At 34.7% G+C, this 16,978-nt stretch carries 13 protein-coding genes; 8 read left to right on the top strand and 5 right to left on the bottom strand.

Going from position 1 to position 16,978, the window contains the following annotated elements; genetic code table 11:
* Window positions 1-242 precede the first annotated feature (242 nt).
* The 3 genes from BW939_RS15895 (at window position 243) to BW939_RS14670 (ending at window position 2,951) form a co-directional block, all read left to right on the top strand.
* A complete protein-coding gene (locus tag BW939_RS15895; RefSeq protein ID WP_159439282.1) occupies window positions 243-410 on the top strand; it encodes a hypothetical protein in 168 nt (55 codons plus the stop codon).
* A gap of 140 nt (window positions 411-550) precedes the next feature.
* On the top strand, window positions 551-1,072 hold the full coding sequence (locus tag BW939_RS14675) for an NAD(P)H-dependent oxidoreductase (RefSeq protein ID WP_076452775.1): 522 nt from the start codon (window positions 551-553) through the stop codon (window positions 1,070-1,072).
* Between the two features lies 1 nt (window position 1,073).
* Window positions 1,074-2,951, top strand: a complete 1,878-nt coding sequence (locus tag BW939_RS14670; RefSeq protein ID WP_076452774.1) for a monovalent cation:proton antiporter-2 (CPA2) family protein — start codon at window positions 1,074-1,076, stop codon at window positions 2,949-2,951.
* A gap of 1 nt (window position 2,952) precedes the next feature.
* Here the strand turns inward: BW939_RS14670 and BW939_RS14665 are convergent, their stop codons facing one another.
* Window positions 2,953-3,762 (bottom strand): head GIN domain-containing protein, encoded by an 810-nt coding sequence (locus BW939_RS14665; RefSeq protein WP_076452773.1) that lies wholly within the window; start codon window positions 3,760-3,762, stop codon window positions 2,953-2,955.
* Between the two features lie 340 nt (window positions 3,763-4,102).
* On the opposite strand from BW939_RS14665, the gene BW939_RS14660 reads away from it, so the two are divergent.
* Together BW939_RS14660 and BW939_RS14650 are read left to right on the top strand one after the other, a co-directional pair.
* Window positions 4,103-6,244: a M3 family metallopeptidase gene (locus BW939_RS14660; protein WP_076452772.1), complete on the top strand. Its 2,142-nt coding sequence runs from the start codon at window positions 4,103-4,105 to the stop codon at window positions 6,242-6,244.
* Window positions 6,245-6,518: 274 nt separating this feature from the next.
* Window positions 6,519-6,959 carry a YchJ family protein gene (locus BW939_RS14650; RefSeq protein WP_228417249.1) on the top strand — a complete coding sequence of 147 codons (441 nt, stop codon included), beginning with the start codon at window positions 6,519-6,521 and terminating at the stop codon, window positions 6,957-6,959.
* 169 nt (window positions 6,960-7,128) lie between these two features.
* Here the strand turns inward: BW939_RS14650 and BW939_RS14645 are convergent, their stop codons facing one another.
* Window positions 7,129-7,629, bottom strand: coding sequence for an FKBP-type peptidyl-prolyl cis-trans isomerase (locus tag BW939_RS14645; protein ID WP_076452770.1), 501 nt, complete (start codon window positions 7,627-7,629; stop codon window positions 7,129-7,131).
* 104 nt (window positions 7,630-7,733) lie between these two features.
* On the bottom strand, window positions 7,734-7,985 hold the full coding sequence (locus BW939_RS14640) for a VF530 family protein (RefSeq protein WP_076452769.1): 252 nt from the start codon (window positions 7,983-7,985) through the stop codon (window positions 7,734-7,736).
* Between the two features lie 561 nt (window positions 7,986-8,546).
* Between BW939_RS14640 and BW939_RS15965 the strand changes: the two genes are divergently transcribed.
* Genes BW939_RS15965 through BW939_RS14630 form a run of 3 tightly spaced genes read left to right on the top strand, consistent with a single transcriptional unit; the run spans window position 8,547 to window position 13,009 of the window.
* Entirely contained in the window at window positions 8,547-8,717 is a 171-nt protein-coding gene (locus BW939_RS15965) for a hypothetical protein (RefSeq protein ID WP_165787321.1), read from the top strand.
* Window positions 8,714-9,913 carry a metallophosphoesterase family protein gene (gene sbcD / locus BW939_RS14635; protein ID WP_076452768.1) on the top strand — a complete coding sequence of 400 codons (1,200 nt, stop codon included), beginning with the start codon at window positions 8,714-8,716 and terminating at the stop codon, window positions 9,911-9,913. Before BW939_RS15965 ends, sbcD begins: the two co-directional genes overlap by 4 nt.
* A gap of 57 nt (window positions 9,914-9,970) precedes the next feature.
* Window positions 9,971-13,009: an SbcC/MukB-like Walker B domain-containing protein gene (locus tag BW939_RS14630; RefSeq protein ID WP_076452767.1), complete on the top strand. Its 3,039-nt coding sequence runs from the start codon at window positions 9,971-9,973 to the stop codon at window positions 13,007-13,009.
* 58 nt (window positions 13,010-13,067) lie between these two features.
* On the opposite strand, the gene BW939_RS14625 is transcribed toward BW939_RS14630, so the two are convergent.
* Both BW939_RS14625 and BW939_RS14620 read right to left on the bottom strand, forming a co-directional pair.
* Complete coding sequence (locus tag BW939_RS14625) at window positions 13,068-14,087, bottom strand: LLM class flavin-dependent oxidoreductase (protein ID WP_076452766.1); 1,020 nt, start codon at window positions 14,085-14,087, stop codon at window positions 13,068-13,070.
* Between the two features lie 202 nt (window positions 14,088-14,289).
* Window positions 14,290-16,431 carry a S9 family peptidase gene (locus tag BW939_RS14620; protein WP_076452765.1) on the bottom strand — a complete coding sequence of 714 codons (2,142 nt, stop codon included), beginning with the start codon at window positions 16,429-16,431 and terminating at the stop codon, window positions 14,290-14,292.
* Window positions 16,432-16,978 lie beyond the last annotated feature (547 nt).

Below are 16,978 nucleotides of genomic sequence, written 5' to 3'. Positions count from 1 at the left end.
TCATTACTTATCATTTCTCTATTTTCAATAGTTTCCTGTCAGACACAAAAAACTAGTTTTAACCCTAAAAAAATTACTAAACTTGAGGAAGCTGGTTATAAAGTAATATTTAATAAGCAAGCTAGTGATTTCAAGAATTTTTGATTGATTTATACAATATTACTTCTGTAACTCAAGACAAGAAGATCAAAACAATTCAGGTAAATTCAAATTACTCATCACAGATTATTAATGGTGCTTAAATGTTGGCAATTCTGAAGGAAAAGTTTAATATTTCTTATCTTGAATTATTTGTTATTGATGGAGAAGTTTATGATAGCAAAATGGGTAATTTATTTTTTGATTTAAATCCCATGAGCGAAGCTCTCACCATGAAAAAAGAAAAATTACAACTAGGTATTCCCAAATAAAGATTAGAGAGGCAATATGGTTGTATTTACCACAAAAAAAATAGTGTTTTAAAAAAACTCTTCCATTAAAATTTCATTAAAACCTCCCACAGCCAAAAATATTTCAGCAAATTTTCATTATATTTACTGAAAACGGGTTTATGAAGAAAACACTGGTGGTTTTTGCCCATCCTTATCTGGAACATTCTACCTCTAATGTAGAACTGATTAATTTCTACGTTCGTCATCAGCATTTTACACTTCGTGATTTGTACGAAGAATATCCTGATTTTCATATTGCCGCTTTCAGAGAAAGGAAAAGATTGCAGCAATATGACCGTTTTATATTTCAGTTTCCGATTATCTGGTTTGGAATTCCGCCTTTACTAAAATTGTGGATTGATGAAGTTTTCGACCGAAATTGGGTAAAAGAAGGCGAAAATAACCCCCTCAAAAACAAAGAAGTTTACATCGTTGTAACAACCGGAGGAAAAGAACGATCTTTCACCAAAGACGGCTCTTATAAATACACCATCGAAGAAATCATTAGCGGATTGATTGTTTCTCTGAATGTTTTCGGAGCAAATATCAAAGACATCACAATTGTTTACGAAGCTAATAAACTGTCAAAAAAAGAAATTATTCTTCAAAAAAAGAAATTTGTAGAAATCCTAAATCAATAATATGGAATCAACTTTAGCCATGAACACCCTGATTTTTTTGGGCGTTGCCATTATTATGGTTCCGCTCGCAAGAAAATTGGGATTAAGCTCAGTGATTGGCTATATTTTAGGGGGTATCATCATTGGCCCTTACGTCTTAAAACTTACAGGAAACGATGTTAACGACATTATGCACGCCAGTGAATTCGGAGTGATCATGCTGCTTTTTTTGGTTGGATTAGAATTAGAACCCCGAAAATTTTGGGAAATGCGGAAGAAAATCGTCGGACTAGGATTAACGCAGATGGTTCTTACTGTATTAATTTTATTTATCCTCTTCACTTTAGCTGGCTGGAATACGAACAAAGCCATTGCTGTAGCCATGTGTTTTGCACTATCCTCAACTGCAATCGTTTTACAGACTTTACAAGAAAAAAACAACCTGAAAACCTTAGCCGGAGAAGCATCATTTTCTACGCTTTTATTTCAGGATATTGCCGTTATTCCGATTTTGGCCATTTTGCCTGTTCTGGCTCATTCAAAAGTAAAACACAGTGATAATGAAGTTCAGATTTTAATTCAAAAACTTCCCGATTGGCTGCAGGCGGGAACCGTAATTTTTGGTGTTGTAGCATTAATTTTATTAGGAAGATATGTTTTCGTACCCTTCTTGCGTTATGTTTCAAAAGCAGGAATGAACGAATTACTCACTGCAACTTCGCTATTTCTCGTTATTGGAGTTTCAGAATTAATGGTTGCCATTGGCTTGTCTCCTGCATTAGGAGCGTTTTTGGCTGGCGTAATGTTGGCAAACAGTGAATTCCGTCATGAATTGGAAGCACACATTGATCCTTTTAAAGGACTTTTACTTGCCGTATTTTTCGTAAGCGTGGGCTCTACTATGAATTTCAACGTTATTGCTGCTGATCCTGTTTTTATTTTCAGTACCGTTTTTATAGTTTTAGCCGTTAAATTTTTTGTTCTTTTTGCTATCGGAAAATTCTTTAAAATTGATACTCCTCAAAGTTTCTTTTATGCCTTTGCACTTTCTCAGGTCGGAGAATTTGCTTTTGTTTTAATCAATTACGCTTCCGATCTATATCTCTTCAGTGCAGAAATGAATGCTCAAATGATTGCCGTGACAGCGATTACAATGTGTATCACTCCGATTCTTTTAATTATTAATGATAAAATAATCACTCCAAAATTCATCAAGGAAATTCCAGAGACCAAATCAGATTTCAATATATTAGACATTGATATTTCCCAGAAAAAAATAATCATTGTAGGTTTCGGGCATTTCGGAAGTACCGTGGGACGACTTCTGAAAGCTAATAAAATCTCAGCAACTGTTCTCGACAGAGATTCTGACCGTGTGAAACTATTGAGAAGCTATGGTTTTAAAGTATACTATGGTGATGCTAAAAGACTTCCCATACTAAGAGCTGCGGGAATTGAAGATGCTGAGGTTTTAGTACTCTGTCTTGATGATCCAGATGATAATAGATTTGTTGCGGATTTGGTTCGTGAACAATATCCAGATGTGAAAATATTTGTTCGTGCAAAAAACAGAATTGATGCTTATGCTTATCTTGACAACGGAATCGACAATATTTACCGTGAAACTTTAGGAACTGCTGTAGATATGGCCGTAGACGTTCTTCAAGAAACCGGAATGCGAAAATACGCAGCCCGTCGTCTCGGGCAAAGGTTTATGGCCATAGACAAAGCGTCCATACGTAAATTAGCGAAATCAAAGGATGATGAAGACATTCGTCTTTTCACTACAAAAGAAATCCTCCAGCGGGAGGAGGATTTATTGGCTTACGATAATTTAAACTTTGAAAATAAAGATTGGGAGACCTCTTCAACAGATGAAGAAGAAGAAAATGCAGTATAGTTTACTGTAAATTTACACTTCCACCACTGCTTTCTTCTTTGTTTACAGTCGTCACATTTCCTTTTTTAATTCCTTTAATACTTCCACCAGAAGATGCACTGCCTTCAAATTTTGAAGTAACTCCTATTTCTATATTTGCACCACTAGATGCTTCAGCTTTTACATTTTCTGCAACAACATCATTTGCCGAAATACTGCTTCCCGACGATGAAGTTAAATCAGCATTTTTACTTTTTCCTGAAATAGTAACTTCTCCAGCTGAAGAAGCTTCAATATCCAGATTAACTGCCCAGATATTTCCTTTAAAAGATCCACTGCTTCCTGCATCAATCCCCATATCATTTGCTTCCATTTTTCCTGAAATATGTCCCGAACTTGATATCTCTATATCTGTCTTATCTTGTGTAAACTTATCTCTTACCACGATAATTGCAGCAGAATTAGCCTCCAATCTAGAGAAATCTTTGGTATAAATTTTCGCTTTCACATTATTTGTATTCATTACCCGAAAACCTGTTTTATAATGAATATGAAGTTCGCCACCGTTATTATCTACTAAAACCTCATCAATAATATTGGCAGGTGCAGAAATCACAACTCTTTCCACATCAGACTTAATAACATCAGCTTCTATCGCCTGAGAAACTTCAATTTCATCAAAATCTCCTTTAAACTCCTTCTGCTTCAGAGGTCCGTGATCTTTATTTGTAACATCCGGAAGCCAGGTTGACTCTCCGTTTCTGTTCTCACTTTTTTGGCAAGACGATATCGTAATAATTCCGGATAAAAGTAAAATTGATGGGTATTTCATATATAAATTTTTTAGTATTTTTTTTGTACACAGCCACTCACGTCATCGTCATCCTTGTTTGGATTCAAAAATTATAGCGATTTCATGTTTTGATGTTTACAAGTTTAGTTTTTAATATCTTTATATTTTAATAACAACTAAATTATGAAATCTATTACAACTGGCAAGAAAATCGAATTTTAAAATCAAAAAATAGTTTGTATTATCTTTAAAGCAATAAATATCTATCCCTACAATCACCTTGTCACACTATTTAAAATTCAACAATCGATGAAGACAAGTGGTAACATTATCTGTCCCAACAATGCGGGAAAAACAATAAAAAAAATAAATTCTATATATGAAAAACATTTCATCAGCATTATTAATTTCTGCCCTGGCATTCAATTATTCTTGTACCACAATGAAAACAAACGACGTAAAACAGGAAACTATAGTTCCTGACGCTGCACTTTCTTCCAACCCATTGATGAAGAAAAGCAAACTTCAATATGAAGCTCCGGAATTTGATAAAATTAAAAACGAACATTTCAAACCCGCTTTTGAATTTGGTTTAAAACAACACGACGCCGAAATTCTGAAAATTGCCAACAATTCTGAAACTGCAACTTTTGAAAATACCATCGTGGCTTTAGAAAAAAGTGGCGAAGTTTTAAAAAGAGCCGTAACTGTTTTTTCTAATTTAACGAGTGCGAATACAAACCCCACTCTACAGGCTTTAGACGAAGAATTTGCCCCGATTTTCGCAGCACATTCTGATAAAATGTACCTAAATGAAAATTTGTACAAAAGAATAAAATCTATTTCGGATAAAGACTTAGACCCTGAAAGCACAAAACTTTTACAGTTTTACAAACAAAACTTTGAAATCGCAGGAGCCAATCTTTCTGCGGCTGATAAAGAGAAATTGAAACAAGTGAATCAAGAAATGGCTTCTCTTTCAACCCAATATTCAAATAAATTATTGGAAGCGAGAAAAGAAGGAGGAATTATCATAGATAATGTAAAAGAATTAGACGGACTTTCGGCGGACGAAATTGCCGCCGCCGCCGCTGATGCAAAAACTGCAGGGAAAGACGGAAAATATCTTTTAGCCCTTCAAAACACGACGCAACAACCTGTTTTACAAAACCTAACCAACCGCGCTACCCGTGAAAAAGTTTTCAAAGCTTCGTGGATGAGAGCAGAAAAAGGTGGAAACAGCGATACGAGAGAAACCATCGAAAAGTTGGCAAAACTAAGACTCAAAAAAGCCCAAATTTTAGGCAAAAAAAGCTTTGCAGAATGGAAACTACAGGATCAAATGGCAAAAACTCCTGATGCAGCTGTAAAATTGATGAATCAATTGGCAACTCCCGCTGTAGAAACCGCAAAACGTGAAGCAAAAGATATTCAAGATTTAATAGATCAGCAAAAAGGTGGTTTCAAACTAGAACCTTGGGACTGGAATTTCTATGCTGAACAAGTGAGAAAAGCAAAATTCGATTTAGATGAAAACGAAATTAAGCCATATTTTGAAATTACAACCGTTTTGGAAAAAGGCGTTTTCTTTGCCGCCGAAAAATTCTACGGATTGACATTTAAAAAAAGAACCGACCTTCCGGTGTATCATCCTGATGTTGTGACATATGAAGTCTTTGACCATGACGGAAAATCTTTAGCCATTTATTATCTTGATTTTTACACCAGAGATTCTAAAAATGGAGGTGCATGGATGAGTAATTTTGTTGAGCAATCTTATTTATTGGGAACAAAACCCGTGATTGTGAATTGCTACAATTACCAAAAACCTGCGCCAGGAAAACCCTCATTAATCAGCTATGATGATGTAACCACTATTTTCCATGAGTTTGGTCATTCTATCCACGGAATATTTGCCAATCAGAAATACCCATCTCTTTCAGGAACCAATGTTCCGAGAGATTTTGTGGAATTTCCTTCGCAGATTAACGAACATTGGGCTTTAGATCCTGTAGTTTTAAAAAATTATGCTCTTCATTATGAAACGAAAAAGCCAATTCCGCAAGCGTTGGTTGATAAAATTAAAAAAGCAGCCACTTTCAATCAGGGTTATATGACGACTGAATTGGTTTCTGCAGCTGCTGTGGATATGGATTGGCATTCTGTAACAAGCGAAAATCAATTGCTTCCTGTTTTAGATTTCGAAAAACAGTCTTTAAATAACCACGGATTTACTTTATCAACCGTTCCGCCAAGATACCATACTCCTTACTTTGCACACATTTGGGGTGGCGGTTATTCGGCAGGATATTACGCTTATTTATGGTCTGAAACTTTAGACAGTGATGCATGGGAATGGATTGAAAAAAATGGAGGATTAACAAGAGAAAACGGTGACCGTTTCAGAAAATATATTCTTTCTGTAGGAAATTCTGTTGATCTCAATCAGGCGTTCAGAGATTTCACAGGACACGATCCAGATATCAAACCGTTGTTGAGAAACAGAGGATTTATTAAATAAATTTTTAAGAAAGCATTCATTCGTTTGGATGCTTTTTTTATTAATACAACTGGCTCGAATTGGTTTTATGCAGATTTTGCTGACCGAGCAGATATTTCAATTAGAATCTGTGCAATCTGTGGGAAATTTTTCAAACACAAATGGCACAAATCATTTCGCTACTGACACAAATTTAAATCTGCTTCATTGCAAAATCAGTGTGAAATAAATTTTGACTAAAGCCAATGGAATTAATTTAAATTGTAAACAGAATAAAGCCCGTCACTATTGAATCATGCCTTTTGTAATTCGTGAAAAAATAATCGTGTACATTTGTATTTCAAAAAAATCAAAAGAAATGAACTGCCCTTGTTGCTCCGGAAAAACTTATGAAGAATGCTGCAAACCTTTTCACAAAGGAGAAAAACACGCTCCCACTGCAGAGGCTTTGATGCGTTCTAGATTTTCGGCATTTGCCATTTCGAACGGAAAATATTTAATGGAAACCACATCGCCAAGCAAAAGACAATTTCACAATACAAAAGATTTGCAGCAGTGGGGAGAAATAAATGAATGGACAAATTTGGAAATTGTAAACAAACCCTCCCTCAGCAAAGTAGAGTTTAAGGCATTCTACACCGATGAGGACGGCCAAAAACAAGTTCACCACGAATTATCAAAATTTAAAATGATTCAAAACCGCTGGTATTATGTTTCAGGAGAATTTTTAGAATGAAATATAGATTTTTTTCCAGTCCTAAAGTAAAGAAAATTTCTTCAAAATTAATTAATATCACACTCTTTTGACCTGGAGAAATGAATTTTGATCAATTTTAATCCTACTCTATTATCAAAAAAAATATCCAACATTTCTGATGGATATTCTTATTTTTTTTGAAAAACTCTTAGTGAGCCTCGTTTCCGTCAATACCGTGAGCATGACCGTGAGACAATTCTTCTTCTGTTGCAGGACGCGTATTTAAGATCTCAACTTGGAAATCTAAAACTTTCCCCGCCATTGGATGATTAAGGTCTGCAATTACAGCTTCCGGAGTTACTTCTACTACAAAAGCCTGGAAATTATTTCCTTCATTATCCGTAAGAGGCAAAATAGCTCCCACTGGAGGAATTCCTGCGTCACCAAACATATCGATTGGCAATTGTGCAATCGCATCTTCTTGTTTTTCACCGTAAGCTTCCTCAGCCTGAATTACAAAAGCTGCGGTATCACCAGCTGTTAATCCGTGGATGTTTTGTTCAAATTTAGGAATCATCATTCCTACACCATATAAAAATGTAAGCGGATTTTCTGCTGTCGTTTCTTCTACAAGGATTTTACTTCCATCCTCTTCGATAGTGTGAAGAATGTACTTTACAGCTACCACATGATTGTTATCAATAGTCATATTTCTTTTTTTGCGTGAATTTTTTTCACGATTAAACGGCACAAATATACTGTTTTTGAAAGAATTGATTCATTAAATATCTGTAAAGAATCATCTTCAACATACTAGTTTCTGTTTTTTGATTCTTGCTTTTTTTTCTGTCTCAAAACATACAGATACAGACTTTCCACTTTCGCTCTTGCCCAATCTGTCTTTCGTAAAAACTTCAATGACGAATTGATGCTAGGATTATCTGTAAAACATTTGATGTTGATTTGTTTTCCCAATTCTTCAAAACCCTGATAATATTCTACCAATTCCTCAAGAATGGCATCGAGACGTTTTCCGTGTAAAGGATCTTTTGATTGTTGCTCCATAATTTTGTAAAGTTAATTATTTCATCTCTAAACCTCATAGGTTTTCAAAACCTATGAGGTTTCATGCTTCAAACTTGCCTGTAAAAATGCGAGATATGCAGTTCTTAAACCTAACGGGTTTTAGAAACCCATTAGGTTTGATGTTTCAAAATTGCTTTTGGTCACAAACAGCATTGAAGCAAATCAACTGCAACCGCATTTTATTACAAACAGGCTTGTTTTAAACAAAATGCAGACTCCGGAGGTTACAAACAGGGATGTTTTAATCCAACGGAGATCTCTGGAAGTGAAAAACACTGACGTTTGAAACCAACGGAGTACTTCTGAAATTATAAATAGGTATGTTTTATAGAAAAGAGAAATTTTTATTTTTTTATGCCGACAAATTTGAAAAAACAGTAGATTAAATGATTGTGTTCAGCGAAAATTAGAATTAAAAATCTAATAAGTTCAAATACAGAATAGAACATCTAAATTAGTTTCAAATTAATGTTTTCTCTCAAGAATAGATTAATTTAGCTAAACCGATTTCAAAGTTGAATGAACATACAATAAATTGAGATGAGTAGAAATACAGACGCCAATAAGAAAACATACAATAAAATTATCGCCAATAAGAAGCGAAAAATTCAGGAAGCTGAGCTGAAAAGAAAGAACCGTTTGAAGGAAATGCGTGAAAACACGAAAGCCAAATTAGCCACAGAAAAGGAACAAGAAGACGAAATAAAATGAAAATCCTCCACACCGCCGATTGGCATTTGGGCAAACGCCTTGACCGTTTTTCACGCATGGAAGAACAGGTTTTGGTGATGAACGAAATCGTTGACATCGCAGACCGTGAAAACGTAGATCTGGTTTTGATTGCCGGAGATTTGTACGATAATTTTAATCCGAGTGTAGAAGCGACAGAACTTTTTTATAAGACTTTAAAACGTTTATCATTAAATGGAAAACGTCCTGTGGTCGCCATTTCGGGAAATCACGATGCACCAAGTTTGATTGATGCGCCAGATCCGTTGGCAAGAGAATGCGGTATAATTTTAATCGGTCATCCGAAAGCTCACATTGCACCTTTTGAACTTGAACATTTTAAAATTTCAAAATCTGCCGCTGGTTTTATTGAACTGGAATTTAAAAATAAGAACTTCCCTGTTAGAATTTTGCACACGCCTTATGCGAATGAAGTCCGTCTGAAAGAATATTTGGGAGAAAATAAGGATGAGGAGCTCAACCAAGTTTTGAGAGAAAACTGGAAGCAAATTGCCGATAAATTCTGCGATGAAAATGGAATCAATCTGTTGATGGCGCATTTGTATATGAACAAAAAAGGCGCGCCAATGGTGGAGGAACCGGAAGGCGAAAAACCAATTAAGATTGGAAATGCAGACCTGATCTGGTCGGATATTATTCCGCATCAGATTCAATATACAGCTTTGGGGCATCTGCATGGTTTTCAGAACATCGGAACGGCTGAAAAACCTGTTGTTTATTCGTCTTCGCCTTTGTGCTACAGCTTTAGCGAGGCTGGGCAAACGAAATATGTTTCCATCATAGAAGCAGAACCCAACAAAGCCATTTCGTATGATAAAATTGCTTTGGAAAACGGGAAACCTTTGGTTAGAAAAACCTTTGATTCGGTAGAAAAAACCATTGAATGGCTTCAGGAAAATCCGGACACACTGGTTGAACTCACTTTGGAAAGCGAAACTTTTTTAAAAGCCGAAGAAAGAAAATTAATCTATCAGTCTCATGGCGGCATTGTACACTTGATTCCGAAAGTAAAAAATCAGAATTTTAACGAAAAACAATTGAGTGAAATCAACCTCAATCAGGATATTCAAGCGTTGTTTAAAGATTATTTTAAATCTAAAAATAACGGACAAGAACCGAATGAAGATTTAATAAAAATTTTTACTGAATTACTTTAGGAAAACTTCAATCTATCTAACCAAAAAACATCATCTGTTAACTATCAACCATACCCAATGATTCCAATTCAACTCACATTAGAAGGTCTTTATTCTTATCAGGAACGCCAGAAAATCGATTTTGAAAACCTGACGGAAGCCGGTTTGTTCGGTATTTTCGGGTCTGTAGGTTCTGGGAAATCTTCTATCCTGGAAGCGATTTCTTTTGCGCTCTACGGCGAAACTGAGCGTCTGAATTCAAGAGATAAGCGCGCCTATAATATGATGAATTTAAAATCAAATAAATCTTTGATTGAATTTGATTTTATTAATTATGAAAATAAAAAATTTCGAGCAAAAAGAGAATTCAAAAGGAATTCAAAGAATTTTGAAGATGTGAAAACGCCAGAAGTTAGTTTCTATGAATGGAAAAATGAAACCTGGATTCCGTTAGAGCATTCTAAAGCTGAGAAAATTATTGGGTTGAGTTATGCCAATTTTAAGAGGACGATCATCATTCCGCAAGGTCAGTTTAAAGAGTTTCTTGAACTGGGAGCCACCGAGCGTACGAATATGATGAAGGAGATTTTCAGTCTTCATCGGTTTGATTTGCAAAATAATGTGTCTGTTTTAAATACTAAAAACAAATCTGAGCTCGATCAGCTGGATGGTCAGCTGAAAGGTTTTGAAGAAGTAAATGAAGAGCAGATTTTGTTTGAAAAAGAAAATTTAAAAACCGAACAGCAAAAATTTGAGGAAATAAAAATTCAGTTTAAAAATATTGAAGAAAAATACCAACAACTAAAAAATTTAAAGACCGATTTCGAATCGCTAAAACAGAAAAAATTTGATTTTGAAAAACTCCGTTTGCAGAAAGCGGAAGTAGATGAATTAGAAATAAAAACGGAACTTTTTGATAAAGTTTTCAGAATTTTCACACCGATTATTGCGGAGAAAAATAAACTGCAGAAAGAAATTTCAGAGCAATTGAAAAACAAAGACAATCAGTTTAAAATTCTACAAGAAACCGCTACCAGATTTGAAGATATTAAAAATAAATTAGCTGTCATTTTACCGAAATTTGAAGCTTTAGAGCAATCTAAAATTCAGGCAAATGATTTAGGTTTGATTCTGAAAATGCTTGAGTTTTCAAGTGATATTAAAACTTTAAAAGATCGAACTGATAAAGGTTCGGATAAAGTATTAGAAGTTGAAGCTGTGCATCTTTTAATTCAGAAAAAAATAAGTGAACTCACCGAAAGTGCTGAAGCTTTAAAACCTAAAAAAATAGATTCAAATACTTTAATTCATGTTGGAAATTGGTTTTTGGAGCAGAAAAACTTAGCGGAATCAGCAAAAAATCAAACCGGGAAGATTGAAGAAGCTCAGATAAAAATTGAGAAACTAAATGCTGAACTCATTTCTTTTTCTGTAAATACTGAAACCTACAAAGAAGATTTTAAACTGAAATCTGAAGCTTTAGAAACTGAAATGAAAAAACTTTCTGAGGGAAGAAATCAGCTTGAAGTTCAGCAGAAGTTGGCTCATTTTGCGGGAGAATTGCACGACGGAGAATCTTGCCCGCTTTGTGGCGCGCTGGAACATCCGAATATTGTGGAATTTGATGATGTGAATGCTGAAGTAAATGTTATTAAAAAACAGATTGAGCAAATTGAAATTCAAAAAGGTTTACACCTGAAACAAGTTTCTGAAATTGAAAAGATTTTAGACCGAAAAAAGATTTTTGAAGAACAGGAAAAAGCTGAGCAGGAAAATTTAAATCAAATTAAAATCATTACTGATAATCATAGAAAAAACTTTGTTTGGAAAGATTTTAATGCAGAAAATGAAGCGGAATTTGAACAAAAACGTCAGCAGTCTTTTGAAATTGAAAAGCAAATTGAAGAACAGAGTAGACAAATTTCCGAACAACAAAAATTATTGGAAAAAGAGCGTGGAAATTTAGAAAAATACAAGAAAGCTTTAGAAGAATTTAAACTTAAAGAAAGAGAAGTTGAAACTCAAATTAAAACTAGCGAATCCAATCTGAAAATTTTACAATGGCTAGATTATCAGGGAAAAGAAATTGCAGAGATTGAAGATGTTTATAAGAAACTTGCACAATCTAATCTTGAAACTGAGCAAAACTATCAGCAGCTCATAAAAGATGAAAAAGAAATTTCACCAAAATTAGCCGAGCAAAAAACAATCGTTAATCAATTAGAAACCCGAATTTCAGAATTGGAAAAAGAAGTTTCAGAGAATGAAGATTATTTAACGGAATCCTTAGTTGAAAATAATTTCATCGATGTCAATGCAGTTCAAAATATTCTGTTGCAGGAAATTAATGTGCAACAAATGAGAAATACAATTCAAAATTTCAGAATACAATTTGAAACTTTGAGGAATGTAATTTCTGAATTGGAAATTAAGCTAAAAGATTTTTCTTTTGATGAAGAACAGTTTGCTGTAGCAGAAAATCAGTTTAAAACAATTGAAAATGATTTGAAAATCGCCAACGATTCTGTGGTGAAAATAAGCTCAGAGATTGAAAGGCTTGAGAAAGAATTTAAGAAAAAAGAAAATCTTTTGCTAGATTTGGCGAAAGCTCAAAAGCGTCGTGAGAATCTTGCGATAATGCAAAATCTCTTTAATGGAGCGGGTTTTGTACGGTATATTTCGTCTATTTACCTAAGACAATTATGCGACCACGCCAACGTTCGCTTTCACCGAATGACGAGAAATCAACTAAGTTTACAGTTGAACGAAAACAATGATTTTGAAATCATTGATTACCTGAATGAAGGGAGAAGCAGAAGTGTAAAAACTTTGTCTGGCGGACAGGCATTTCAGGTTTCTTTGAGTCTTGCGTTGGCTTTGGCAGAGAGTGTACAAACCAATGCGCAATCGGAGAAAAATTTCTTTTTCATCGATGAAGGTTTCGGAACTCAGGATGTAGAATCGGTGAATATTGTTTTTGAAACACTAATGAATCTGCAGAAAGAAAACAGAATTGTGGGAATTATTTCTCATGTGGAAGAACTGAAAGAGAAAATCCCTGTTTCGCTGCATATCACAAAGGATGAGGAACGGGGAAGTTTGATTGAGATTGTTTAACTAAAAAGCCCTTCTTGTATTTGAAATACAGAAAGGGCCAATGTTATTGTAATTAATACTATTTCACTTTGGGAGCTACTTTTTCGCCAAACAACGCTATAGATTTCATCATTATATCGTGAGCAGGATCTCCGACATCCATGTGTCCGATAAATCTTGTAATCCCGAAAATTTCTTTCATATAGTTTATTTTATCTGTAACATGATCTGCATTCCCAATAAATAAAGCACCTTCTCTGGCTTTTCCACCATCGTACTGCATTTTTGTGTACGGTGCCCAACCTCGGGACTTTCCTATTCTGTCCATCTGAGATTTGTAGGTATGAAAATATCCTTCAATCACATTTTCATCTTCACTCACAAAGGTATGAGAATGAATCGCAATCTGCATTTTAGATTCGTCATGACCTGCTTTTAGATACTCTTGTTTGTAAAAATCAATTAAATTTTTAAACTGAACCGGCATTCCGCCAATGATTGCAACTACCAAAGGCATTCCCAGTTGCGCTGCACTTAAAACAGATTGCGGAGTTCCACCAACCGCTCTCCAGATGGGAAGCTTACCCTTGTTTTTCGCTCTCGGATATACCGTTTGATTTTGCATCGGAGCACGAAGTTTTCCTGACCAAGAAACGTTTTCTTCAGAATTTATTTTTAATAATAATTCTAATTTTTCGTCAAATAATTCTTCATAATCATTTAAAGAATATCCGTACAAAGGAAAAGATTCTATAAAACTTCCACGACCTACATATATTTCTGCCCTTCCGTCTGAGATTAAATCTAAAGTTGAAAAATCTTCATATACTTTTACGGGTTCGGATGAACTTAGAACTGTTACACCACTCGCTAATTTTATATTTTTTGTGATGCTTGCCGCAGCAGCCAAAACCATTTCAGGTGAAGAAACGGCGTAATCTGCACGGTGATGTTCTCCCATTGCAAAAACATCAATTCCCACCTCATCCATTAGCTTTACTTGTTCAAGTATTTCTCTTATTTTGATTCCCGCATCTCTATATTTTCCGGTGGCTTGGTCAAAAGCCAAGTCGCCAAACATTCCTATTCCTAATTCCATATTGTTGATATTTATGGGACAAAATTAGTTTAACGAACGATTACAAACGTTGATGTTTGGTAAGAACGATTAACTATGAACATTTCACACATCACACGATTCAATATCTATACTAGTATTGAAATAAAAATTCCAGCCTATTCAGACTGGAATTACTATATAATGAGAGTTGTTCGCAAAAAGCCATTTGCTAGCATCAATTTTATTTCTTTAAATTCTGATCAAAATAATCAGTCACTTTCTGCATTAGATGCACTCTGTCTTTTCCGCCAACATTGTGTGGATGACCCGGATACACGAAGTAATCTACTTGCACCCCGTTATCAACCGAAGATTTGATGAATTTCATAGAATGTTGCCAAACCACTACATCATCTTGCGCACCGTGAATCATCAAAAGTTTTCCTTTAAGATTCTGAACTTTATCTAAAAGATTTGAAGCTGCATAACCTTGAGGATTTTCTTGAGGAGAATCCATATATCTTTCGCCGTACATGATTTCGTACATGCTCCAATCTATTACAGGGCCACCTGCAACACCTACTTTGAAAACATCAGGTTGACGAAGCATAAAGCTTGTCGTCATAAAACCCCCAAAGCTCCATCCGTGAATCCCTAATCTATCAGAATCTACATACGGAAGAGATTTCAGATATTTTACACCCTGCAACTGGTCGTTCATTTCAGTTGTTCCAAGATTTCTAAAAACCGCTTGTTCAAATTTCATCCCCCGGTTTGAAGAACCTCTTCCATCCATTGTGAAAATAATATAGCCGTTTTGAGCCATATATTCGTACCAAAGATTTCCTGAAGCCGGAAAAGTATTATTGATGAGCTGTAAATGTGGCCCATTATAAAGATAAACAATTGTAGGGTATTTTTTGGCGGCATCAAAATTTGTGGGAAGTATTATTTTCCCATACAAAATCGTCCCGTCGTCTGCCTTCAGGTTGATACTTTTAATTTCAGGTCTGTCATAATTCTTCAACGGGTTTTCTGAAGTCAGTAAGTTTTGAATTTTTAGAGTTGTAGTGTTTATAGCATTTACCTTTCTTGGCGTTGTTGCGTTGGAATAAGAGTCATAAAGGTAATTTCCATCGGCACTCAGTACTCCTGCATGTGTTCCCTCTGCATCATCCAGCCTTTGTTTTTTGTATGAATTCCAATTGATTCTGTACAAGTGCCTCTCAGTTGGGCTTACTTCTGTTGAGGTATAATAAATATCTTTTTTCTTGTCATTAAACCCCAAAACTTCGGTCACAAGCCAATCTCCCTTAGTAATCTGAGCAATTAAACCTTTTTCTAAATTGTAATGAAATAGGTGGTTGTAACCTGTTCTCTGACTTTGCCAAATAAAATCTGTGTTTGAATTTGGGAAAAACAATAACGGATGCTGTGGCTCCACATATTTGCTGTCGGTTTCTTCGAATAGAGTTTTCACTAGATTTCCTGTATGCGCGTCATACTGATTCATCTTTAAATGATTCTGAGCTCTGTTTAAAACTCCCACGAAAACAAATTTAGAATCTGGGCTCCAAGTAACTGCTGTTAAATACTGATCTTTTTCGCCTTCAATTTTTAGATATGTAGTTGCTTCAGTTTTAATATTAAAGATACCCAAAGTCACTTCATGAGAAGTTTTTCCTGCCATCGGATATTTAATATTTGCATTTACAGCGGGCCTTACAGACCAGTCTATGATAGGATAATCTGCAACCATAGTTTGATCCATTCTATAGAAAGCTAAAGATTCAGAATTTGGTGCTGGGAAAATACCGGCATCAATTCCGAATTCGTTTCGGTGAACATTAGATGCTCCAAACAGAATATTCTCATTGGATTCATTGCTAACCGCAATCTTTTTGCCGTTTTTGTTGACAAATAAATTGTTATTATCTGTAAATGCAAAAGTTTGATTATCATTAAATACTTTCAGATTCTCTGCCTTTTTCGGAATATCTGCGGATTTTTTTATCCTCCATTCGCTTCCTGATTTTTCTACCCAAACCATTTTCCCATTCGAGATATAATACCCTTTGGAAGCATCCGCAAATTTTACTTGTGGAATATTTTTGAGCTTATTATCTGCCAATCCTTTATTCAATTGGTTAAGGGAAATCAGGGTATCTTGTTTTCCGGTTTTGATATCGGTAATGAGATAAGCATTTTTTACTGCGTTGATGTAAGATTTGCCGTCTGTAGACCATGAAAACTGAGAGATATTTTTGATAGCCAAATTGCTTCGCAGCCCGTTAACAGCCTCTGCCATTGTGAATTTCTGGGTTTGTGCAAAAGCAGTTCCGCCCAAAACAATCATTAATAAAGAAAATTTATGTAATTTCATTGTGTGAAAATTGAATCTGTCAAAAATAAGAAATAAATATCAGCCATTAAACAACCATTTCTTTATTAAGACTTTTACCACAAATCCTATTTTTAGTATTCTATAAAGCATATACAGTTGTAAATACCTTACCATCATTTACAAATTTAAAAAAAGACCAGAGAGTCTATTTTTTCATAATAAAAAAAATGATTTTAAAACAATTGAAATCTCTAAAATTATGTGTTTTTTTTAAATCCAATTATAGACGAATTAATAAAAAAATAAAAAAAGTACTTGTATTCAATATATTATGTGTATATTTGTAAAATAATCAGGCTTCTGATAATGCTTTTTCTGAAAATTTCGAGTTTACTCTTTTATCAGTTTTCGCTATTACGGTCGCTCATTTTTGTCATCAATATAACAGATGCAGTACCTTTTTTCAACTTGAGTAATTTCAAGATTCTAAAAAAACCTCAACATCATTTTTTTGCTTACAAATAGATTTATTACTGCATAATAAAATTAAAAATGCAGTAATGGCAACAGCCAAACAATTGATCAA

Source organism: Chryseobacterium piscicola (assembly GCF_900156685.1).
GTDB classification, from domain to species: Bacteria; Bacteroidota; Bacteroidia; order Flavobacteriales; family Weeksellaceae; genus Chryseobacterium; species Chryseobacterium piscicola.
The sequence above is the reverse complement of the archived record's forward strand: the minus strand, read 5'-3'. Positions and strand labels throughout refer to the sequence as shown.